This window comes from Haemophilus sp. SZY H35, assembly GCF_018829705.1.
Taxonomy (GTDB): domain Bacteria; phylum Pseudomonadota; class Gammaproteobacteria; order Enterobacterales; family Pasteurellaceae; genus Haemophilus; species Haemophilus haemolyticus_K.
Genome location: NZ_JAHKJZ010000002.1, coordinates 210,347 through 233,465 on the forward strand (window position 1 = coordinate 210,347; position 23,119 = coordinate 233,465).

A 23,119-nucleotide genomic window follows, 5' to 3' on the forward strand; every position below is an offset into this window, starting at 1 on the left:
AACGAGGTAATTATACACAAAAAAATGAATTGATAATGATTTTCTTTTGATTGAATCCTAAAATTACTGAATTCTTGCTATATAGCATTTTGTTATTTCTAATAACATCTAAATATTAATTACTAAGAGGCTACTTTAAAACAGAAATAGCGCGTTAAATACGTGTTATTTTAGACCGCTAACATAGCTCTAGAAGTTTGATCTAATAGACATATCAAACAAGAAAATGCCTATGCTTAAAAATACTGCCCCTCCTCTATATGAACTCAAGATGATAAGTCTTTAGCAATTGGTTCAACAAGACCATCTTGTTCACAAAGTAGCGAGATCCATTGATTTTGAATTTATCCATGATGAGGGCGCTCATCTTTATTGTCAGGATAACGGTCATCCAGCTGTTGACCCTATTTGATAGTTTAAAATAATACTGTTGGGCTATCTCTTTGGTATTAAAAGTGAACGGCAATGGATAAGCCAATGTGGTTTACCACTGGTTTTAGGGATGTCCTTAACAAAAAAGTGATTGACACCAGCACACTTAGCCAAAATAATCTTCGTCGTTTTAATGGTGCGGATGTATTTGAGCATATTTTTTACTTGTATCGTATGGAAAGCAATTGAAAAAGGCTTGATGGGGGCAAGTATCCGTTTACAGACAGTACCCATTTAAAGCTAGCGCTAATAAGAACGAAAAACATAATAAAAAGTATAAGGTACAAGTCAGTCAGTATATTGATATGCTCACCCAAGATGTGGTGAAAATACGAAAAAAGGAAAGAAGCCGTTAAAAGCGAGTGAAAAAGTGGCAGAAATCAAAGACATCAAGGCAAGCATAGGATTATTTTAAATACCTTTGCCTCGGGCAGGTAATATCAATGACAACTAACCCTATATTGCTCACCTTAATTCCTCGACATAACGCTTTCAGCTCCTCCCAAAAAAGCCGTCAGGCTTGATGCTGACTATTTTACCGCCCCTATCACAGAAAGCTTGGCTCGCCGAGAGGTTATTAGTGTATTTGATTATCATCGCCCGAGCAAAATCAAAAAACCGAAAGGCTGATTACCTGACACACTTATCAAGCTACGATAGAAAACGTCGATACAGTTAAGTCATCGGAGCAAGGGAAAAACTCTACGAAACTGACTGCTTGAATGGCAATCTAAAGTGAAATGTAATAGAAAGAGACAAAACCCACCTTTATACCAGATGGTCTATAAAGTGGGTTTGCCTGAGGTATAAAATCGAGTGTTAAATACACGCTATTTTTAAATTTTATTTTTTAGGTAACGCATCAGTCGAAGCATTAAATTTTACATTTGATGAAGTGTAAGCCTCAAAGTGCGGATGTTTTTTCATAAATTTAATGAAACTTTCCGCATCAGGCAAGTATGTATCAACGCCTTCATATTTTGGATCATTAAATAATTTACCAAAAGTTTTGTAACCATCTTTACCGCTAGCTACATAAGCATTGGTACCAACAAGATAACGTTTATTATCATCAATTGGTTCCCATTGTTGGGTTTGTTTATTCAAGACTTCCACACTCACTAAGCGTTTACCTTCCGCATTTGGTGTTTCATTCGCTTCGTAACGAATACCTGCTCCATAAGGGAATGCCCCTGTAGAACCATCAACTAAAGCAAATTGCATCGCATCTTCAAGCACTTGTTTCACTAACGAACCTTCCATTTTATAGGTATATAACGTATTACCGAAAGGCAAGAAAGTATAAGCATCATTAAAAGTCACATTGCCCGGTAAAATATCCGCACGCACACCACCTGCATTTTGAATGGTTAAATCCACTGTTTTGAGTTCGTTATACATTGTTTCTGCAATAAAACGCGTTGCGATAGAACCTTCTGGATTTGAGCCTGCTTTATTTGGGATACGGTTTGCTGAACCACCCGGCATTGCAGAACCAGTGATAACACCAACAATTTCTTGTGCTAAACGATCTTTTTCACTTTTATATTTTGAAATAAGCATGTCTGTTTTTGCATCATGATCATCAAGTGAAATACTCTTCATTGATTTTAAAGTATCAAGTGCTTTTTTACGTTCATCGCCAGTTAATTCAGTCCATTTACCCTCCGCATTTTTCACTTGAAGTTTATGAGAACTCATTAACACGTGAGGAATTTTACGAGTAATAGACGCAATACCTTCAGGACTGAATTTAACACCTAAATCCCCCACAACAGCAGAATAAGCCCAACCCTCCATTACAAACACCGGTTCGCCATTCGGATTTTTAAATTCAAGCGGATATTCATAGATTACTGGTAATTTTAAACCACGTAATTCATCATTTCCGTATAAATAATGCGAATCGCCAGTAACGATCACATCAATATCATTAACTTTTTGCGCGATTTCGATATTTTTTTCACTACCTGCGTGTGAAAGTAGGATGATTTTATTAATACCTTGTTGTTTTAGCGCATTTGCCATAATTTGTGCGGTAGCAATTTCATCATAGAACTTCACATCTTTACCTGGTGAAGAGGAATTAACCGTTTTATTCACGGTGTCTAAACCGATAATAGCAATTTTTTCTCCATCCACAGTGAAAATATCGTAAGGTTTCCATTTGTTATATAAAATTGAATTTTTATCAGGAATAACATTAGCTGAAAGTACTGGGATTTTTAATGGCTCGAGTAGTTTTAATAAACCTTCATTACCCGCATCAAATTCATGATTACCCAAAGTAAAATAATCAAAATTACCTGCATTCATGACAGCCGCATCAGCGGAACCACCAAAAAGGGTGAAATACAGCGTACCAGTAATCGCATCACCAGCATGTAGCACTAATGGATTTTTATACTTTTTGCGTAACTCATAAAGTTTTCCATTCACAGCAGAAAAACCACCAATATCCACTTTTGTTTGTTGACCATTTAAATTAATTCTCGCTTCGTGCGGTTCCAAGTAAGAATGATGGTCATTAATATGCAAGATACTTAACTCCACAGCTTTATGTGCTTGCGGCACTTCTTTAGCAAAGGTTGTGCCTGAGCAAAGCATTGCTAATGCACTAACTGCAAAGGTAACTGATTTTTTAGATAAAAACATAATGGCTCCTTATGAGTAAACGGATTAATTTAAGCCTTCAAGCATTGCTTGGAAAGTCTTATAACGAATAGTATAGTTATTGTGTTGAAGATTTTCACGCGCTTGATCTAAATACGAAAAATCATCAACCTCCACCCCTTTAAATTGGCGAGCAAACATCATATTAGCTAGAGCGAGGCGGGGCTTAATTTCAGAAGATGGGGTTATCAAACTCACTCGATTCTCAGTAATAGAAAAAGTTGTTTGATTAGGAAAATCTTGATGTATCTGTTCAATAATTTTTTGAAATATGCCTTTAGCATCCAAAGACAATAATATGATTTGATCTGGTTTGGCTCCCCGTTCTAGCAAAGCCTGAACAAATTGCTCCGAATTATCTGTTTGACGAATATAAATTTTTGCCTGCTCATTCGCCAAAAAAGACACTAGCAAGTTTTTCTTCATTTCCTGAATTAAATTAGCATCGCCAGTATTTATCGGTTCAAAGTATAAATAATCAAGAAATTTAGGGGTGAGATTTTTATCTGTTTTAAAAATGCGAGTGAGGATTTTTTCGCTTATTTGGATCTGATTATCTAGGAATTGAGGAGGTAAAGAAAAAAGCGCGGTGAGTTTTTTCTGTAAAATCGAAACTTGTTGCTTTTCTTGTTTGGCTAAAGCGATTGAAAATTGTTGCTTTAAAGCTTCAGGTGACTCAGCAGATACTGATTGTTGAGAAGACGAAGGAGGACTCGCTACCACAGATTGTTGAATGCCAATACATGACGCTAATCCAAGTAACACTGAATGAAAACCGATTTTCATAATAAACCTCATTTAACTGATATTTTATCAATGTGAAATACCGCTTAACGCGTAAACTTGACCTAAAACTGCTTGAGAGTTTCTTAGATTATACGTAAAACAAAATTGTATGTGAATGATAATATTTACCTTTTCAAGAGAAAATAACGTACCTATTATAATGGTCATCCAAAACTTGCAATTTTGTTCAAAAAGTATAAAATCTTTAAGCTTTTTGTCTATATATACAGAGAAAAAAGTAAGCTATATTCTTAAATCGCTTTCGAGTTTGGGAATATTCTTTTAGTAATTAAACATTTAGAGGAAGGTTATGGTAACCATTCGTTTATCTCGTGGCGGAGCTAAAAAACGCCCATTTTATCAAATCGTAGTAGCTGACAGCCGTTCACCACGTGACGGTCGTTTCATTGAGCGTGTAGGTTTCTTCAACCCAATCGCACAAGGTAACGCAGAACGTGTTCGTATCGACCTAGACCGTGTTAACCACTGGGTTGGTCAAGGTGCATCACTTTCTGATCGTGTTGCGAGCTTGGTAAAAGAAGCTCAAAAAGCAGCATAATTTTGCTTTTTGATTTAGTTCTTAAACTAAGATAGGTGAGAAATATGGAACAACAACGTATTGAAGTTGTGGGCAAATTAGGCTCAACCTACGGTATCCGTGGGTGGTTACGTATTTATTCATCAACAGAACAAGCTGAAAGCATTTTTGAGTATCAGCCTTGGTTTTTAAAAATCAAAGGTGAGTGGCAGCCAACAGAATTAGAAAACTGGCGTCATCATAACCACGAAATCATCGTGAAATTAAAAGGCGTTGATGATCGTGAAGTCGCACAAATTTTAGCAAATGTTGAAATTGGTGTGGATTTATCTGTTTTCCCAGAACTAGAAGAGGGTGATTATTACTGGCACGATTTAATTGGTTGCTCAGTCGTAAACCTAGAAGGTTATACAATGGGAACGGTAACAGAAATGATGGAAACCGGTTCTAATGACGTGTTAGTAGTTAAAGCCAATACGAAAGATGCTTTTGGAAAACAAGAGCGGTTAATTCCGTTTTTGTATGAACAAGTAGTTAAAAGAGTCGATCTCACCACGAAAACAATTGAAGTGGATTGGGACGCTGGTTTCTAATCTCAAGTATGCACAAACGTAATGTAGTAGGCTTTTTATGTGGATAGGGGTGATTTCATTATTCCCCGAAATGTTTAAAGCGATTACGGAATTTGGGGTTACAGCTAGAGCTGTAAAACATAATCTTCTGCAAGTGGAATGTTGGAATCCAAGAGATTTTACATTCGACAAGCATAAAACCGTGGATGATCGCCCTTATGGTGGTGGCCCGGGAATGCTGATGATGGTGCAACCTTTACGGGATGCGATTCATGCTGCGAAAGCAGCTGCAGGAGAAGGCGCAAAGGTGATTTACCTTTCGCCACAAGGACGTAAACTCGATCAAGGCGGCGTAACCGAGCTTGCTCAAAATCAGAAATTGATTTTGTTATGTGGACGTTACGAAGGTATTGATGAGCGATTGATTCAAACTGAAATCGATGAAGAATGGTCAATCGGCGATTACGTTCTGACCGGTGGGGAGTTGCCGGCAATGACATTAATTGATGCTGTTGCGCGTTTTATTCCCGGTGTACTAGGCAAGCAAGCCTCCGCAGAAGAAGATTCTTTTGCAGATGGTTTATTAGATTGCCCGCATTACACCAGACCGGAAGTGTTAGAAGGATTAACTGTACCACCCGTGCTGATGTCGGGACACCACGAAGAAATTCGGAAATGGCGATTAAAACAATCGCTAAAAAGAACGTGGCTCCGACGCCCTGAGCTCTTAGAGGGCCTAGCTCTGACTGACGAACAACGTAAACTGTTAAAAGAGGCGCAAGCCGAGCATAGCAGTTAGTTTCAGTTACATCTAGGATCAATAAAGGATCAAACAATGTCTAACATTATCAAACAACTTGAACAAGAACAATTAAAACAAAACGTACCTAGCTTCCGCCCTGGTGATACTTTAGAAGTTAAAGTATGGGTAGTTGAAGGTAGCAAACGTCGTTTGCAAGCATTCGAAGGCGTGGTTATTGCAATTCGTAACCGTGGCTTGCACTCAGCATTTACTTTACGTAAAGTATCTAACGGCGTAGGCGTTGAGCGTGTATTCCAAACTCACTCTCCAGCTGTAGATTCTATCGCTGTTAAACGTAAAGGTGCAGTACGTAAAGCTAAACTTTACTACTTACGTGAACGTTCAGGTAAATCTGCTCGTATTAAAGAGCGTTTGGGCGAATAATTTCGCAAAGAAAAAGGCTTGGAATTCCAAGCCTTTTTTGTTAGGTTATTTAATCCGTTCTTCGATAATCCCGCCGCCCAAACAAACCTCACCAAGGTAAAATACGGCAGATTGCCCTGGTGTGACGGCTGATTGAGGTTCATCGAAAATCACTCGAATAGTTTCATCATCAATCGGTTCAATCACACAAGAAATATCTTGTTGGCGATAACGTGTTTTCACCGTGCAACGTAATAACTCTCGAATTGGTTCACGATCAACCCAATGTAATTGGCTAGCAATCAAACCTTTTGAAAATAAACGAGGATGGTCATGCCCCTGAGCGACAATAAGTTCATTATTTTCCACATCCTTATCTACCACATACCAAGCCTCATCACCCGCATTTTTCAAACCACCAATGCCTAATCCTTTGCGCTGTCCCAACGTGTGATACATCAAACCATCATGGCGACCAATAATTTCACCATCAACAGTACGAATATCGCCAGGTTGAGCAGGTAAGTAACGAGCTAAGAAATCCTTAAATTTACGCTCACCAATAAAACAAATACCTGTAGAGTCTTTTTTCTTCGCTGTAATTAAACCAAGATCTTCAGCAATAGCGCGAACAATGGGCTTCTCGATTTCACCAACGGGGAATAAACTTTGCCCTACTTGTTTATGGCTTAAGGTATAAAGAAAATAACTTTGATCTTTATTGGCGTCTAGACCACGTAATAATTTTACATTTTCATCATCACCAGCTCTACGTACATAATGTCCTGTTGCAATGTAATGGGCACCAAGATCTTCAGCTGCATATTCTAAAAATGCTTTAAATTTAATTTCTTTATTACACAAAATATCTGGGTTCGGCGTGCGCCCTGCTTTATATTCAGTCAGAAAATGCTCAAAGACATTATCCCAATATTCTGCCGCAAAATTAATTTTATGTAGTTTAATACCCAACTTATCACATACAGCCTGAGCATCTGCAAGATCAGCTGCTGCAGTGCAGTAATCCGTATCATCATCTTCTTCCCAGTTTTTCATAAACAGGCCTTCCACCTGATAGCCTTGCTGTTGAAGAATAAAAGCTGACACAGAAGAATCCACTCCGCCAGACATACCACAAATCACTTTTTTTGTCGCATTTCTCGCAAGCTGCTCTTGCGTCAGTTGAGGAAAGTGTTGATTATAAGTATTTGAAATTAACATAGTTCTCCCGTAACTTCGGTTAAGGCGAAGCACATTGGTCATTGAATGAGAAAACGGCAAAATAATTTTGCCGTTAATTTTATTTTGCACATAAAGTGCGGTCATTTTTGAGCAAGTTATTTCACTTCATAAAATTGCGAATCATCATCTTTTTTCGCAAATTTTTGCTCATATTCAGCTTTCGCTTGTTCATCGCCCGCATCTAATTTTGATTGAAGCGTGTCACACGGTTTATCACAATCGCAAGCTTTGGCAATACCAAGGGCAGATAAACCACCGCAGCTGCCTTTTAAACTTTGTTTTTTGATAATAAATCCGATAGACATCAACAATATAATTGCGACAAAAGCGATTAAAGTAAAAAATAAAGTTTGCATAACTATTCTTTTGTTTCTGTTAATTTTTTGAAAGCAGAGGATGATTTTGTGATAAAACCATTATCTGTTTTAATGATTAAGTAAACGGCAATATTATTTTTCTCTGCCACTTCTAACGCCTTGTCTTCACCCAGCACAAATAAACCTGTTGATAAGCCATCTGCAGTCATTGAGGTTGGCGCAAGGACCGTAATTGAGGCTAAATGATGCTGAATTGGGTAACCTGTTTTCGGATCAATTTCATGAGCAAAGCGTTTACCATTTTCTTCAAAGTAAATACGATAATCGCCAGAACTTGCCATTCCCATGTTGTCTAATCCAATTACAGCTTCAACCGCTCTTTCACCTGTTGTAGTTGGTTTTTCGATTGCGATCTGCCAAGGTTTGCCTTCAATATTTTTTCCTTTCGCACGAATTTCACCACCGATTTCAACCATATAATTCTGAGTATTTAGTTGTTCTAACTTTTCAGCCACCTGATCAACGCCAAAGCCTTTAGCAATCGAGGACAAATCGACATAAACTTGAGGAAGTGCTTTGCTTAATGTCGGTTTTGCACCACTCATATCGAGGGCAATTTTATCAATACCAACCCAAGCTTGGCGTTCAGCTAATTGTTCTGGCGTAGGTTGTTTTTCTGGGCGTTTTTCAGGACCAAATCCCCATAAATTCACAACAGGACCAACAGTTACATCCAATGCACCTTCAGTCACTTTGTTTAAACGAATCGCTTCAGCTAATACTTTGGCAAAATCTGCTGAAATTTCAATCGGTGTATTCACTTGGGTATTTTGATTGAAACGGCTCAGTTCCGAATCTTTTTTGTAAGTGGACATTTTCGCGTTTACATCTTTTAAGATTGCTTCAATTTCTTCATGCGTCTTTTCAGATGTTGCTTTCATTGAGCCTTCATCAAGGTATTTAACATGATAAGTTGTTCCCATTGTTTTACCACTTAATGAGATAACTTTTGTTTCTTTTTGACAGGCTGCAAGACTTAATGCCATTGCTACCGCCATGATACCGCTTATTAATTTTTTCATCTGGATTTCCTACATCTGTGAATTACTGGCAAACTCAACAAAACTTACCTGTAATCATAGAAAATTTTCTAAAAACACCTTAAATTTTGACCGCACTTCATCACAAAGTGCGGTCAGTTTTTATGATGAATTGATTAACTAAAATCAGCCACCAAAGTCATCTAATAAAATGTTTTCATCTTCAACACCAAGATCTTTCAACATTTTAATTACAGCTGCATTCATCACCGGAGGTCCACACATATAGTATTCACAATCTTCTGGTGCTTCATGATTTTTCAAGTAGTTTTCATAAAGCACATTGTGAATAAAGCCTGTATAGCCGGTCCAATTATCTTCAGGCAATGCGTCCGATAATGCAACATGCCATACAAAGTTTGGATTTTCAGCTTGTAATTGGTCAAAGTCTTCTTGATAGAAGATTTCACGTTTAGAACGTGCACCATACCAGAACGACATTTTACGTTTAGAATGAAGACGTTTTAACTGGTCAAAAATATGAGAACGCATTGGAGCCATACCCGCACCACCACCGATAAATACCATTTCAGCATCAGTTTCTTTCGCAAAGAATTCACCAAATGGACCAGAAATAGTGACTTTATCACCCGCTTTTAATGACCAAATGTATGAAGACATTTGACCTGGAGGTGCATCAGGTTGACGCGGAGGAGGCGTTGCAATACGAACGTTAAGCATAATAATGCCTTTCTCTTCTGGGTATGAAGCCATTGAGTAAGCACGGATAATATGCTCGTCAACTTTAGAGACATAACGCCATAAATCATATTTATCCCAGTCTTCGTGGTATTCTTCAGGAATATCGAAATCTTTATAGTTCACCACGTGTGGATCAGCTTCGATTTGGATATATCCACCCGCGCGGAATGGCACTTCCTCGCCTTCAGGAATAGCCAATTTAAGCTCCTTGATAAAGGTTGCTTTGTTATCGTTAGAAATAACAGTACATTCCCATTTTTTCACGCCGAAGATTTCTTCTGGAAGTTCAACTTCCATATTACCTTTCACGTTAACTTGACAAGCTAGACGATAACCTTCTTTTGCTTCACGTTTGTTAATGTGAGAAAGTTCGGTTGGAAGAATTTCTCCGCCACCATTTTTCACTTTTACCACACATTGACCACAAGAGCCGCCGCCACCACAAGCAGAAGACACGAAAATACCTTTACTCGCTAGAGCACCTAATAATTTGCCACCTGCAGGTAATGTAATCGCTTTCTCTGGATCGTTATTGATACCAATAGTAATATCACCAGAATCGACTAGTTTTGACTTGGCAAACAAGATAATCGCAACGAGTACTAAAATAATAGCGGTAAATGCTGCAACACCTAATAATAAAATTGAAGATTCGCTCATTTATGCCTCCTTATAATTGAATACCAGAGAATGACATAAAGCCAAGCGCCATCAATCCAGCAGAAATAAAGGTTATTCCTAATCCTTTCAAGCCTGCTGGTACATCAGCATATTTCATTTTTTCAGTTAAACCTGCAAGCGCAACAATTGCTAACATCCACCCCAAGCCTGCACCAATACCGTACACGGCAGATTCTGCGAAGGTATATTCACGTTGAATCGCAAAGGATACGCCACCAAAGATCGCACAGTTTACGGCAATAAGCGGAAGGAAAATCCCCAATGCGTTATACAGTGCTGGGAAGAATTTATCGAGCGTCATTTCAAGAATTTGAACGATACCCGCGATAATACCGATAAACGTAATAAAGCTTAAGAAGGATAAATCTACCCCTTCAACTAAGGCGCCATCTTTTAACACATGTTCAAATACAAATTGGTTCGCTGGCACAGAAATGCCAAGCACAACTGTTACTGCAACCCCTAAGCCGAATGCGGTTGACACTTTTTTTGATACAGCAAGGAAAGTACACATCCCTAAGAAGAAAGAAAGCGCCATATTTTCAATGAAGATCGCCTTCACAAATAGGCTAATATAATGTTCCATTGATTATTTCTCCTGTTGCTCAGGTTTCCACGTTCTTAAACCCCAAATGATGAAGCCGATAATAAAGAACGCACTTGGTGCAAGAAGGAACAAGCCGTTTGGTTGATACCAACCACCGTCTTGAATGGTTTGGAATACTGGAAAGCCAAGTAAACGACCAGAACCGATTAACTCACGTAACGTTGCAACAATTAATAAAATTGCACCGTAACCTAAACCGTTACCGATACCATCAACAAAGCTCTCAAGTGGACGAGATTTCATCGCAAAAGCTTCTGCCCGGCCCATCACGATACAGTTAGTAATAATCAAGCCTACAAATACCGAGAGCTGCTTAGATAAACCATAAGCAAAAGCTTTCAATACTTGGTCAACTAAGATTACCAAAGAAGCGATAATTGCCAGTTGTACAATGATACGAATACTATTTGGAATGTAATGACGAATCATTGAAATAAACATACTGGAAAAACCAGTTACTAAACTTACCGCAATGGCCATAACGATCGCGGTTTGTAATTGAGTTGTGACCGCTAATGCAGAACAAATACCCAAAATTTGCAGCGCAATCGGGTTATTTTTTACGATCGGATCAAGCAAAAGTGCTTTTAAATTGCTTTTTGCATCAGCCATTATCTTGCCCCCGCTTTAAATTTTGCTAAGAATGGACCAAAACCGTTTTGACTAAACCAATAATCAAAGGAACCTTGCACACCATTTGAGGTTAAAGTTGCACCTGATAAAGCATCAACACCGTATTCTTTGTTAGAAGAAGCATTTTTAGCAATACGAATAGCCACACGTTGATCATCATCAAACAGTTTTTTATCTACGAAAAGTGCTTGCCAACGCGGATTGGCAATTTCACCACCAAGACCTGCTGTTTCACCTTGATCATAGTAAGTAATGCCTTTGATGGTATTGGCATCTGGGGCAACCGCAACAAAACCGTACATTGTTGACCATAAACCACGACCGTACATCGGCAATATGACTTGATTGACTTGACCTTGTTCATCTTTTACAAGATAAACTCGCGCTTGATTGGCACGCACTTTAATTCCGGCTTTATCTTGTTCCACCGGAATGGCTTGACTAAGTGCGGTCGATTTTACTGCTGTTTTTGGATCAAATTTTTCTACATCCTCTTTTGATGCTTGAACAAAATCACCACTTTGCAAATCCACTAAACGTGGTTCAATAAACTTGTTATAAGTGTCTTTAATGACGGAAGCATTATCTTCTTTCATTAAGCCAGCAACCGTTAAAATATTACGTTGAACGTCCAGTGCTTTTTGCTCATCTTGTTTCAATTTCAATGCCACCGCGGCACCGGAAACAATGATAGAACACACTAAACTTAGCAATACAACAACGGTAACTGTACCACCAACGCTGTCTTTATTAAACTTAGCCATTTGTTCTTGCTCTCCGACGTTTGATATTTGCTTGAACAACGATGTAGTCGAAAATCGGTGCAAATAAGTTTGCAAATAAAATCGCTAACATCATTCCTTCCGGATAAGCTGGGTTTACAGTACGAATTAATACAGCCATTACACCAATTAATGCACCGTACCACCACTTACCTGCATTGGTAAAGGATGCTGAAACAGGGTCTGTTGCCATAAATACCATACCTAATGCAAATCCACCTAAAACAAGGTGCCAATGCCAAGGCATTGAGAACATTGGGTTAGTATCAGAACCCACTAAATTGAATAGCGTTGAAGTTGCAATCATACCAATCATCACACCAGCAATAATGCGCCACGCTGCAATACGAGTGAACACAATCACTGCACCACCGATTAAAATTGCAAGCGTAGAAACTTCACCCATTGAACCAGGTAAGTTACCAACAAAAGCATCCATCCAAGTGATTGGAGCGCCAGTGGCTGTATGTTGTAATGCTCCCTGACCACCTTGTGACCATTGTGAAAGTGCGGTTGCACCAGAGAAACCATCAGCAGCAGTCCAAACAGTATCACCTGAAATTTGAGCTGGATAGGCGAAGAACAAGAAAGCTCGGCCTGCAAGTGCAGGGTTCATGAAGTTACGACCAACGCCACCAAAAATTTCTTTTGCAACAACGATACCAAAAGTAATACCTAATGCGGCTTGCCATAATGGCAATGTTGGCGGAACGATTAACGCAAATAAAATGGTTGAAACGAACATCCCTTCATTTACTTCATGACCACGCACCACTGAGAACAACAATTCCCAAATTGTACAAACGGTAAAAACCACTAAGTAAATTGGTAAGAAGAAGATCGCTCCCAGCGCCATTTTCGAGCCCCAAGTTGCATTGGCAGTTAAATCTAAACCTAATGAACTTGCAAGTGCATAGTGCCAATCGTTAGCAATTAGTTGATCTAAATTGCCTAATTGATTTAAGGCTGGAATCGCTTGGTTACCCACATTGTACATCCCGTAGAAAATCGCAGGGAACAACGCAAGGAAAACCGTAATCATCATACGTTTTGAGTCTAACGCATCACGAACGTGAGTATTTTTGTGCGTTACCGTACCTGGTGTATAAAGCAAGGTATAAATCGATTCAAAGATCGGATAAAGCTTGCTGTATTTACCACCTGGTAAAAACGCGGGTTCCATTTTTTCAAAAAGATTTTTTAAACCCATTTTTAACCTTCCTTCTCAATCTTATCTAATACTTGACGCAAGATTGAACCGTATTCATATTTGCCCGGGCAAACGAAAGAACATAATGCTAAGTCTTCCTCATCTAACTCAAGACAACCTAATGCTTGTGCACCATCCGTATCGCCCACGATTAAATCACGTAATAATAATGTCGGTAAAATATCCAACGGCATCACGCGCTCATAGCTACCAATTGGAACCATTGCACGCTCACCACCGTTTTCAGCCGTAGTGAAGTTGAATAACTTCTTACCGAAGTGACCTAACACTGTACGAGTAATTGAATATTTATTTGATTGAGGTGTAATCCAGCCAAGGAATTCTTTCTCATTACCTTCAGCGATTACCGATACCTGCAATGCATAGCGACTTAAATAGTCATGAGCACCTTTTGCGGTTTGTCCACAAAGCACTGAACCAGAAATTACGCGATTTTCACCCGCACTTAATTCATTTTGGGTTAATTGAGAGAGATTAGCGCCAATTACAGTGCGAATTAAACGAGGCTCTTTCACTTGCGGACCAGCAAGAGAAATTACACGTTCAACATAAAGCTCACCTGTTGTAAATAATTTACCCACTGCAATCACATCTTGATAATTGATGTGCCATACAGTTTTATTTACACCAACAGGATCAATAAAATGAATATGAGTACCAACAAGACCAGCTGGGTGGACGCCACCAAAATCATGAATCTGTAAATTTGCAAGATCAACAGTTGGGATATTGGTATCACCTGCTTTACACAAGTGTAACGGTTTTGAAGGGAATAAACGACTTAATACTGTTAAACCATTCGTGAAATCTTGCCAAAATTCTTTTAGCACGATTGCAGGATCTCCGGCTAATGGATTGGTATCCATTGCATTCACGAAAATTGAGGCTGGTTCACTATCAATCGCTGGTACTTTGCTAAATGGACGAGTACGTAATGCAGTCCATAAACCTGATTCAACAAGGTTTTGTTTTACTTGTTCAGAAGAAAGCGTATTCAATTGTTCCGCACTATATTTTGCGAAAGTGATTTGGTCATTTCCTTCCACATTAATTACGACAGATTGTAATACGCGCTTCTCACCACGATTGATTACAGTGATAGTACCACTTGCAGGGGCTGTAAAAATCACACCTGGATTTTTCTTGTCTTCAAAAAGCACTTGGCCTTTCTTTACAACATCGCCTTCGCGCACCTTCATCGAAGGACGCATCCCCACATACTCCTCACCTAGAATCGCAACTTGATTCACAACATTTCCGTTGTGGATTACTTGTGCTGGTTTTCCCGCAATTGGGAGATCCAAGCCTTTCTTAATTGTAATCATACTGTTTGCACTACTTTTCAAGGTTAAAAATACAATTGCAAATAAACAAGTTAAATGCAATCTCGTGTTTGAGCGTGACAAAACACCTTTAAAAAGATATTAATGTCACAAAAATAAAAAACTCAAATCGGTTAACTTCACGATAAACATGCTTATCGAGAAATTGAATTTGGATAAAATTAAACGCCTTATTTTAGCGAAAATCTGCTTTTTTCGCTACTTAAACGCCTACTTTTTTGTAAAAACCTTTTGCGATATATCAAAAAAATGTTACATCTTCATAACATAAAAATTAATGCCCAACGCCTGCGCATTTCGTTGAAGCGGGAATTTTCTCACTTAATTCGCGCCATTCTTCTACAGTAAACAAATGCAACGCTAACGCATGAACACCGCCATTAAGCTCATCTGCAAGCAATTGATAAACACGTTGATGACGCTGTACTTTACGCATTCCTTCAAAAACATTACTCACAATCACACATTTAAAATGAGATTCCTCGCCACGACCAGAACTATGTAAGTGGCTTTCATTTTCTACACTAAAAAAGTGCGGTTGAAATTCTAGTTGAATTTTTTGTTCGATAGTTTGTTGAACAGACATCATAAATCTCCACAAAATCACAATGAAACGCTATACATTAGCAATGAAGTTTGCAAGAATAACACAGTTTTAACTGGCTCATTGGGGAAATTATGACATTATCAAACAAAATCAAAACATTATCAGCAGTAAGTATTGCAGCCGCCACGCTGTTCCTTGCTGGCTGCCAAGCACAATCAAATACATTAACGTTCACACCACCAGCACCGAATGCCACAATGAACATTAATCAAAATGCGATTGTGTATGTAACAACGAAAGATAGCCGCACAACGCAAGATATCGCGAGCTATACCAAGCGTGGAGAACTCATTAAATTAAATTCATCACCGAGTGTTACACAATTATTCCAACAAGTGATGCAACAAAATCTTATTAGTAAAGGTTTCAGAATTGGGCAATCCAATGGATCAAATGCGTGGGTAACTGTGGATGTGCGTGAATTTGCTACGCAAGTAGAACAAGGTAATCTTCGTTATAAACTTAATACCAAAATTCAAGCAACTGTTTATGTTCAAGGCGCGAAAGGCTCATATAACAAAGCATTTAATGCTACTCGTTCACAAGAAGGCGCATTAAACGCGGATAATGACGAAATTCAAAAAGTTCTGTCTCAAACATTTAACGATATTGTGAATAACATTTATCAAGATCAAGAAGTATCCGCTGCGATTAATCAATATACAAACTAATTATAAGGGCAATTTTGCCCTTTTTTATTAAGATTAAAACTTGACGAACACCGCTTTCAAGCGTAACATTCGCCCGATTTTTTAACGAGAAGGACACACACTTTGGACAGTCATAGTCGATACCGAATATCGCTCTAGACGCCCGCCTTTTTTATTATCGGCGCGCGTTCGCCGGTAAATTTACCGTTGTTTCGGCATCTCTTAACGAAAACTTTGCGATTTTTCACCGCACTTTCGTTTCTTCTTTAATTTGTTCACTGTTAGCTGTTCATAATCCTATAAGGAGTATGAAATGATCAACGCGTTTGCTATCAATGATTCCCGCTTGGTTCGCATTGACGAAGACCAAACCGATCTCAATACTGCCATTTGGCTTGATTTACTTGAGCCGACAGGCGAAGAACGTGAAATGCTACAAGAAGGCTTAGGCCAAAGCTTAGCATCTTTTCTAGAATTGGAAGATATCGAAGCTTCCGCCCGTTTCTTTGAAGATGAAGATGGTTTACACCTTCACTCATTTTTTTATTGCGAAGATGAAGACAATTATGCTGATTTAGCGAGCGTCGCTTTTACTATTCGTGATGGTCGTTTATTTACGTTGCGCGATCGCGAACTACCCGCATTCCGTTTATATCGTATGCGTTCACGTAGCCAGCGTTTGTTAGAATGTAATTCCTATGAAGTTTTACTGGATTTATTTGAAACGAAAATTGAGCAATTAGCGGACGTGATTGAAAACGTTTATGCAGATTTAGAAGAGTTGAGTCGCGTTATTTTAAACGGGAAACAAGATGAAGCCTTTGATGAAGCATTAAATACGCTTACGGAACAGGAAGATACGAGCTCAAAAGTTCGTTTGTGCTTGATGGATACCCAACGAGCATTAGGTTTCTTGGTTCGCAAAACTCGCTTACCAACAAACCAGTTAGAACAAGCTCGAGAAATCTTACGAGATATCGAATCTTTGCAACCGCATAATGAATCCTTGTTCCAAAAAGTAAACTTTTTAATGCAAGCTGCAATGGGCTACATCAATATTGAACAGAACAAAATTATGAAATTCTTCTCAGTTGTTTCTGTGATGTTCCTTCCTGCAACATTGGTCGCGTCTACCTATGGTATGAATTTTGATTTTATGCCTGAATTACATTTTAAATATGGCTATCCAATGGCAATTGGATTAATGATCGCAGCCGCATTGACACCATATATTTATTTTAGAAGAAAAGGATGGTTATGATGGAATTATCCCAAACCGCATTATTTATCGGATCAATTATTAATCTTTATGCACTAGTCTTAATCTTACGAGCTTGGTTACAGTTTGCTCGAGTGGATTATTACAATCCTGTTTCAACATTTACAGTAAAAATGACTGATCCAGTATTAAAACCTCTGCGTAAAATTGCGCCTACAGTGAAAAATATCGATACTTCTGCTTTACTGCTAATATTTATTATCGGTATGTTGAAAGGTATTTTTTATTTTGGTTTATCAGTTAATTTTCTCTTAATATTGGGTGTATTAACTGTATTAAAAAGCATTGGTTTAGCAATTTTTTATGTGCTTTTTATTGGCGCTGTTCTAAGTTGGTTTAATCGTAGCAATAGCCCTGTGATTTATGCGTTTTATCAACTATCAGAACCACTTTTAAGACCTATCCGTCGATTCTTGCCAACATTAGGCATGATTGATTTTTCCCCTATGGTCGTCGTATTTATCTTATTGTTCTTAAATAACCTAATGCTTGATATGTTAGGTGGACTTTGGATGATCTCTGGTTAAACAATTACTCAAAAATTATTTATATTAATTAGGTTAAGCATTTTTATACTTAACCTAATTTCTCCTAAAGCAACCAAATTCAAAATTTAAGGTGATAATCTTTCACGGATCCAATTGCCATTTCCTTTCCTATAATAAATCCGATCATGTAAACGACTTGGACGACCTTGCCAAAACTCAACTATTTCTGGACGAATTAAATAGCCTCCCCAATGCATCGGCCGAGGTACATGAAATGGATATCTAGCGGCAATTAATGCTGCTTTGCTTAATAAAAATTTATAGCCCGAAATAACCGTACTTTGCTCACTTGCCCAAGCCCCTATCTGACTGGTATAAGGACGACTAGCAAAATACTCATCTGATTGTTCTGTAGGAATTTTTTCCGCTTTCCCTTCAATTCGAACTTGACGCTCTAACTCTGGCCAGAAAAAAGCAATTGCCACATTGGGATTATTGGCTATATCTTGTCCTTTATGACTATGATAATTCGTAAAAAAGACAAAACCCTCTGAATTAACTTCTTTCAACAAGACGACTCGACTACTAGGTCTCCCCTCTTTATCTACTGTCGAGATATTCATTGCTGTCGGTTCGCAAACCTGGCTATTAATAGCCTCATTCATCCACAATTCAAATTGCGAAATCGGATTATCTTGACAATTTTGTTGTGATAACACACGTTTTCTATATTCTTCACGAATATGATGTAAATCCATTTTCTCTCCGTCAAAATAAAAGCCTTAGTATAAAACTAAGGCTTTAAAATATTACTTACTTATTATCAACACTCACACCGTAGAATGAATCATAGCCAAATGGGCTTTGTACATAGCCCTTTACGCGTGGACTAAGTGGTGCAAAACCAACAGAATGCGCCACTGGAATCCAAGGTGCTTGATTATGAACGATAACTTGCGCTTGTTTATAAAGTGCGGTGCGTTCTTCCTTATTTGTTAATCCGATTGCTTTATCTAGTAATGCATCAAATTCTGGATTTTTAAAACGAGCCATATTGGAATTACCCGCATTTGAACTTGCCAATAATGGAGATAAGAAGTTATCAGGGTCACCATTATCACCAGACCAACCAAAGATACCAGCAGTTAATTCCCCTGCTTTCGCACGTTTTTGGTAATCAGCCCATTCATAGGTAACTGGGTTGGTTTTTACACCAACTTTTGCCCAGTCAGCCATGATAAGTTCAGCCATACGTTTGGGATTTGGGTTAGAAGATCGCACAACAGGTTGAATCCAAAAATCTGTTGTAAAACCATTTGGGTAACCTGCTTCTGCTAAAAGTTGTTTTGCTTTTTCTGGATCGTACGGATAATCTTGAACTTCATCGTTGTAACTCCAAATTGTTGGAGGAAGTGGATTTTTAGCTGGTGTACCTGCGCCTTGGTAAACCGCTTCAATAATCGCTTTTTTATCTACTGCGTAGTTCAGTGCTTGACGAACCTTGACATTATCAAACGGTGCTTTTTCGGTATTGAATGCGATATACGCCACGTTCAAACCTTTTTGTTCCAAAAGTTGTACTTTTGGATCTGTTTTCATTTTGGCTAAATCCGCTACATTCGGGAATAAAATTAAATCACAAGAGCCCGCCTGTAATTTTGCATAACGTGTTGTCGCATCTGGCACAATATTGATAACTAAACGATCCAATGGTGTTCTACCCTTCCAATAGTTTTCGTTTGCTACATATTGAGCAGCTTGATCCGTTTTGTAATCAACAAAAACAAATGGCCCCGTTCCCACTGGGCGATTATCAATTGTTTCAGGCTTACCTGCTTTCAACATTGCATCCGCATATTCTGCGGAATAAATAGAAATAAAATCCATACCTAAACTTGCCAAGAAAGTCGCATCTTTTTTGTTCAAGGTAATACGAATTGTGTTGTCATCTACTTTCTCCACTGATTTTAACAATTCAGGGAATTTCATTGCTTTGAAATATGGATAGGTCCCTTTAGATACATTGTGATATGGATGATTTGGATCTAACTGACGTTGGAATGAGAATAGAACATCATCCGCATTAAAATCACGTGTTGGGGTAAATTCTTTTGTTGTATGGAATTTAACACCTTTTCTTAAATGGAATATATAAGTTAAACCATCATCGCTAATTTCCCAGCTTTCAGCTAAGGCTGGTTCAATATCTGTTGAGCCTTTTTTAAATTCAACTAAGCGGTTATACACTTGTTGTGAGCTTGCATTATAAGATGTTCCCTCCATCACAAGTGCAGGGCTAAATCCTAAAGGTGCTTTTGCTGTACAGTAAACGAAAGTGTTGTTAGATGCTGATTTAGTTTCAGCTTGTGCGGTCGGTTTATTTGCTGAACCTGATTGATCACAGGCGGCTAATACAAGCGTTACAGCCGCAAGAGTTAGTGTAGCTTTTAGCTTCATGATAGTTCCTCACTTTGTTGGCAGAGATTTATTCGAGCCTTGTCATATAACCAAGATGCTAGATAAATCCTATCTAAAATAAATGTTTAATAAGATATAAGCAAATGTCGCTTTTTTTAAATAAAAAAATTCCATGGATTATAACAAATTAATCTAAGGATTCTTCCGTAAATGATCGCCATCATTTTTATGTAATTTCATAAGCGACCAAACTAAGGCGATTGCAAAAAGCGATGAGGTTAAAAACGTATAGCTAAAAGCCCGTTGTAAACCATCACTTTCGCTAAAGAAATGTCTATAGAGATTTAAAATTATCGATGAAATAGCAATACCAAATCCAATCCCAACTTGCTGCACAATACTTAATACTGTAGAACCTGTGCCAGCCTGTTGTTTTGAAAGATCCCCCACAGTCAGAGTATTGATTGAAGTAAAAATCATCGACATACAGGCACCGTACCACATAAGATTACAAATAATCCAAGTCAGAGAACTTTGTTTATCTAACCAAGCCATTGAAATCACAGAGCCAGCCATCAAAAGTGCGGATGAAATTAGCGTTGTTTTATAGCCCCAACGATTTAAAATTCGTCCGATTAATATTTTTAAAATCACAGAAATTAGCGCAATCGGTGCTAATAGCCAGCCTGACATTTCAGCACTGTAACCGAAAGATAATTGGAACATCAAAGGCAATAAAAAGGGAACACCAGATGCAGATAATCGGATAAAAATATTGGCAATAATGCCTAATCTAAATGTACGAGTTCGGAAAAGGGATAAAGGTAAAATGGCATCTTCATTGTTTTTAGCATAGCTACAATACGCCACAAGTAACAGAACACCAACAACTAACACGCTATAGGTTGTAATTGCACTATGCTGACTTTCGCCTAGTAAATCCAAACCAAGTGTGATGCCAACTAACCCTAATGCAAAGAGTAAAAAACCAGTCCAATCCAGTTTCTCTGACTCGCCTTTGATATTGTTCATCACGCTGCCTGATGCCAAAATTCCTAGTGCACCAATTGGAATATTAATTAAAAAAATCCAGTGCCAACTAGCGTGAATGACTAACCATCCACCTAAAATAGGCCCTAGAATTGGTCCGATCAAACCTGCAGTTGCCATTAAATTCCAAGCATTAACTAATTGTTGTTTGGGAACAGCTTGAATAATAGCTAAACGCGCCACTGGCATCATAAAGGCACCACCTATCCCCTGAATCACTCTGGCTAAGATTAAACTTTCTAAATTAGGAGCTACAGCACAAGCGATAGAACCTAAAATAAAAGTCAACACAGCTGCGCGAAAAACGGTCAATGTCCCAAATTTTGTTGCCGCCCAAGCGGTAAGAGGAATAAATAACGCAACGGCTAAAGAATAAGCAATAATCGCCATTTGCATTTCAAAGGCGGGTTTATGTAAATCGGAGGATATCGCCGGTAAGGCGGTATTAAGAATGGTGGCATCTAGGCTTTGCATAAAAAGCGCCATTGCAGCGACCCAAGCTAAACCGCGATAGGCATTGGATTCAGTCATCGTGCTCCGTGAAAATGGTGCAACCAATTTTCAATAAAATCGGCAATTTGCGGAATGCGGTTAATATCCAACAAAGTGCGGTCAATTTCAAGGGGATAATTAGTCGCAACCGCCACGACATATTCGTCAATTTCAGGCAAAGGTTTTGTCATTTCTTGACGGTGAAGCAAAATCTTTGGAATAGGCTCTTGTTTAAAGCCCTCCACCAACACTAAATCCGTTAAAGTTCGGTCAAATTGTTTTGCTAAATAATCCAATGAAACAGGTTTTGGTGTTTCCGTCATGATCGCCCAGCGTTCATCATTCGCTAAAATGACTTGAGAAGAACCCGCCTCTTTCATGCGCCAACTATCTTTTCCTTCTTTATCAACTTGCATATTATGATGGCTATGTTTAATCACCGAAACGCGAATGTGACGAGCGATAAGTTCTGGGATAAGTTTTTCTAATAATGTTGTTTTACCACTACCGCTATAACCGGTAATCCCTAACAAAGGTATTGCTCTATTCATCATGTAATCCTTAAATTCTAATTACTCGAGTTTTAACCAAGTGGAATAAACTCCAATATAAAAAGCCTTATTGTATTCAATAAGGCTTTTTACTATTCACTATAACTTTTCAAATTACTTAATTTTGCTAAACCAAGCTCACAGCTTTTCAATTGAGTAGCAAGTTCCATTTGTAGAATTTGTTGTTTACTCTGGTTAAGTTTACTTTTAATTTTATTTACCTGAATATGTGTACCAGGCTGTCTCTCGGCCTGATTTATTAAACTTTCTGTTTCTTTAAACAACTGTTCACATTGCTGTGGAACCGAGTTAGGCACAGCTAAAACAGTAGGTGATATGACAGAGAAAAATGCAGTCAAAATAAGGAATGTTTTTTTCATTTTTAGATCCTTTCTTCTCTTTATCCTAGAAAATTTCAAAACTGAAGATAGTAAGAAAATAACAAAATACAATCAATATGTCCAGACTTAAACGGATTTTACTATGCTAATTAATAATAGAATCTAAACTAGAGCTATATTTTTTTGAAAAAGTCACAAATTTGATATAGATCAATTTTATAAACTTTAACAAATAATAGGTATTTCATAACTTACATCAAAAATATGAACCAGATAACGTTTTTTAGTATTTTTTATCCTTACGTTTAGTAGTAAAATAGCCACCAATTTGGGTTATCTTTGTAGTGATTTTCTATTTTTCATCGTTGTGTAGTGATTATGTAGATAAACCAATTTAGGCTTAACTAATTAAGTTGAGTGATTAGGGGTTATTTAAGGC

At 38.1% G+C, this 23,119-nt stretch carries 24 protein-coding genes and 1 pseudogene; 8 read left to right on the forward strand and 17 right to left on the reverse strand.

Annotation, left to right across the window (positions count from 1 at the left end):
- Positions 1 to 289: 289 nt before the first annotated feature.
- A pseudogene (locus tag KP710_RS09415) lies at positions 290 to 1,047 on the forward strand (transposase); the annotation flags it as partial.
- A gap of 228 nt (positions 1,048 to 1,275) precedes the next feature.
- Here KP710_RS09415 and nadN read toward each other — a convergent pair.
- Positions 1,276 to 3,087 (reverse strand): NAD nucleotidase, encoded by a 1,812-nt coding sequence (gene nadN, locus KP710_RS04615; RefSeq protein WP_048953927.1) that lies wholly within the window; start codon positions 3,085 to 3,087, stop codon positions 1,276 to 1,278.
- 24 nt (positions 3,088 to 3,111) lie between these two features.
- Positions 3,112 to 3,891, reverse strand: coding sequence for an amidohydrolase family protein (locus tag KP710_RS04620; protein WP_048953928.1), 780 nt, complete (start codon positions 3,889 to 3,891; stop codon positions 3,112 to 3,114).
- Between the two features lie 310 nt (positions 3,892 to 4,201).
- Between KP710_RS04620 and rpsP the strand changes: the two genes are divergently transcribed.
- From rpsP to rplS, 4 genes are read left to right on the forward strand one after another with little or no spacing between them, the layout of a single operon-like run.
- Positions 4,202 to 4,450: a 30S ribosomal protein S16 gene (rpsP, locus tag KP710_RS04625; protein ID WP_005626429.1), complete on the forward strand. Its 249-nt coding sequence runs from the start codon at positions 4,202 to 4,204 to the stop codon at positions 4,448 to 4,450.
- Between the two features lie 44 nt (positions 4,451 to 4,494).
- A complete protein-coding gene (rimM, locus tag KP710_RS04630) occupies positions 4,495 to 5,022 on the forward strand; it encodes a ribosome maturation factor RimM (protein ID WP_065265330.1) in 528 nt (175 codons plus the stop codon).
- A gap of 37 nt (positions 5,023 to 5,059) precedes the next feature.
- Entirely contained in the window at positions 5,060 to 5,800 is a 741-nt protein-coding gene (gene trmD, locus KP710_RS04635; RefSeq protein ID WP_048953930.1) for a tRNA (guanosine(37)-N1)-methyltransferase TrmD, read from the forward strand.
- A 36-nt stretch (positions 5,801 to 5,836) separates the two neighbouring features.
- A complete protein-coding gene (gene rplS / locus KP710_RS04640; protein WP_005626422.1) occupies positions 5,837 to 6,187 on the forward strand; it encodes a 50S ribosomal protein L19 in 351 nt (116 codons plus the stop codon).
- 45 nt (positions 6,188 to 6,232) lie between these two features.
- Here the strand turns inward: rplS and mnmA are convergent, their stop codons facing one another.
- From mnmA to KP710_RS04690, 10 genes are all read right to left on the reverse strand, one after another.
- Complete coding sequence (gene mnmA / locus KP710_RS04645; RefSeq protein ID WP_106014025.1) at positions 6,233 to 7,387, reverse strand: tRNA 2-thiouridine(34) synthase MnmA; 1,155 nt, start codon at positions 7,385 to 7,387, stop codon at positions 6,233 to 6,235.
- Between the two features lie 116 nt (positions 7,388 to 7,503).
- Complete coding sequence (nqrM, locus tag KP710_RS04650) at positions 7,504 to 7,764, reverse strand: (Na+)-NQR maturation NqrM (protein WP_005633372.1); 261 nt, start codon at positions 7,762 to 7,764, stop codon at positions 7,504 to 7,506.
- Positions 7,765 to 7,766: 2 nt separating this feature from the next.
- Positions 7,767 to 8,807 carry an FAD:protein FMN transferase gene (locus KP710_RS04655; RefSeq protein WP_048953932.1) on the reverse strand — a complete coding sequence of 347 codons (1,041 nt, stop codon included), beginning with the start codon at positions 8,805 to 8,807 and terminating at the stop codon, positions 7,767 to 7,769.
- A 144-nt stretch (positions 8,808 to 8,951) separates the two neighbouring features.
- A complete protein-coding gene (nqrF, locus tag KP710_RS04660; RefSeq protein ID WP_005636875.1) occupies positions 8,952 to 10,187 on the reverse strand; it encodes an NADH:ubiquinone reductase (Na(+)-transporting) subunit F in 1,236 nt (411 codons plus the stop codon).
- Between the two features lie 10 nt (positions 10,188 to 10,197).
- Positions 10,198 to 10,794 carry an NADH:ubiquinone reductase (Na(+)-transporting) subunit E gene (nqrE, locus tag KP710_RS04665; protein ID WP_005633378.1) on the reverse strand — a complete coding sequence of 199 codons (597 nt, stop codon included), beginning with the start codon at positions 10,792 to 10,794 and terminating at the stop codon, positions 10,198 to 10,200.
- 3 nt (positions 10,795 to 10,797) lie between these two features.
- Positions 10,798 to 11,427, reverse strand: coding sequence for an NADH:ubiquinone reductase (Na(+)-transporting) subunit D (locus tag KP710_RS04670; RefSeq protein WP_005633380.1), 630 nt, complete (start codon positions 11,425 to 11,427; stop codon positions 10,798 to 10,800).
- On the reverse strand, positions 11,427 to 12,212 hold the full coding sequence (locus KP710_RS04675; RefSeq protein ID WP_111407593.1) for a Na(+)-translocating NADH-quinone reductase subunit C: 786 nt from the start codon (positions 12,210 to 12,212) through the stop codon (positions 11,427 to 11,429). Before KP710_RS04675 ends, KP710_RS04670 begins: the two co-directional genes overlap by 1 nt.
- Entirely contained in the window at positions 12,205 to 13,440 is a 1,236-nt protein-coding gene (locus KP710_RS04680) for an NADH:ubiquinone reductase (Na(+)-transporting) subunit B (protein ID WP_005636872.1), read from the reverse strand. The genes KP710_RS04675 and KP710_RS04680 overlap by 8 nt, the downstream gene beginning before the upstream one ends.
- A gap of 2 nt (positions 13,441 to 13,442) precedes the next feature.
- Entirely contained in the window at positions 13,443 to 14,786 is a 1,344-nt protein-coding gene (locus KP710_RS04685; protein ID WP_140450032.1) for a Na(+)-translocating NADH-quinone reductase subunit A, read from the reverse strand.
- Positions 14,787 to 15,078: 292 nt separating this feature from the next.
- Positions 15,079 to 15,390 (reverse strand): BolA family protein, encoded by a 312-nt coding sequence (locus tag KP710_RS04690; RefSeq protein WP_140450034.1) that lies wholly within the window; start codon positions 15,388 to 15,390, stop codon positions 15,079 to 15,081.
- Positions 15,391 to 15,482: 92 nt separating this feature from the next.
- Here KP710_RS04690 and KP710_RS04695 point away from each other — a divergent pair, with 92 nt between their 5' ends.
- From KP710_RS04695 to KP710_RS04705, 3 genes are all read left to right on the forward strand, one after another.
- Positions 15,483 to 16,082 (forward strand): YajG family lipoprotein, encoded by a 600-nt coding sequence (locus tag KP710_RS04695; protein WP_048953934.1) that lies wholly within the window; start codon positions 15,483 to 15,485, stop codon positions 16,080 to 16,082.
- A 292-nt stretch (positions 16,083 to 16,374) separates the two neighbouring features.
- Positions 16,375 to 17,322: a magnesium/cobalt transporter CorA gene (gene corA, locus KP710_RS04700; RefSeq protein WP_005629627.1), complete on the forward strand. Its 948-nt coding sequence runs from the start codon at positions 16,375 to 16,377 to the stop codon at positions 17,320 to 17,322.
- Positions 17,322 to 17,867: a YggT family protein gene (locus KP710_RS04705; protein ID WP_215770994.1), complete on the forward strand. Its 546-nt coding sequence runs from the start codon at positions 17,322 to 17,324 to the stop codon at positions 17,865 to 17,867. The genes corA and KP710_RS04705 overlap by 1 nt, the downstream gene beginning before the upstream one ends.
- A gap of 86 nt (positions 17,868 to 17,953) precedes the next feature.
- Here the strand turns inward: KP710_RS04705 and pdxH are convergent, their stop codons facing one another.
- The 5 genes from pdxH to KP710_RS04730 form a co-directional block, all read right to left on the reverse strand.
- Positions 17,954 to 18,586 (reverse strand): pyridoxamine 5'-phosphate oxidase, encoded by a 633-nt coding sequence (gene pdxH, locus KP710_RS04710; protein WP_111407598.1) that lies wholly within the window; start codon positions 18,584 to 18,586, stop codon positions 17,954 to 17,956.
- Between the two features lie 55 nt (positions 18,587 to 18,641).
- On the reverse strand, positions 18,642 to 20,285 hold the full coding sequence (locus KP710_RS04715; protein ID WP_048953937.1) for an ABC transporter substrate-binding protein: 1,644 nt from the start codon (positions 20,283 to 20,285) through the stop codon (positions 18,642 to 18,644).
- 153 nt (positions 20,286 to 20,438) lie between these two features.
- Positions 20,439 to 21,827 carry an MDR family MFS transporter gene (locus KP710_RS04720; RefSeq protein WP_111407599.1) on the reverse strand — a complete coding sequence of 463 codons (1,389 nt, stop codon included), beginning with the start codon at positions 21,825 to 21,827 and terminating at the stop codon, positions 20,439 to 20,441.
- Complete coding sequence (gene mobB, locus KP710_RS04725; protein ID WP_111407600.1) at positions 21,824 to 22,339, reverse strand: molybdopterin-guanine dinucleotide biosynthesis protein MobB; 516 nt, start codon at positions 22,337 to 22,339, stop codon at positions 21,824 to 21,826. Before mobB ends, KP710_RS04720 begins: the two co-directional genes overlap by 4 nt.
- 92 nt (positions 22,340 to 22,431) lie before the next feature.
- A complete protein-coding gene (locus KP710_RS04730; RefSeq protein ID WP_048953940.1) occupies positions 22,432 to 22,719 on the reverse strand; it encodes a DUF5339 domain-containing protein in 288 nt (95 codons plus the stop codon).
- Positions 22,720 to 23,119: the final 400 nt, after the last annotated feature.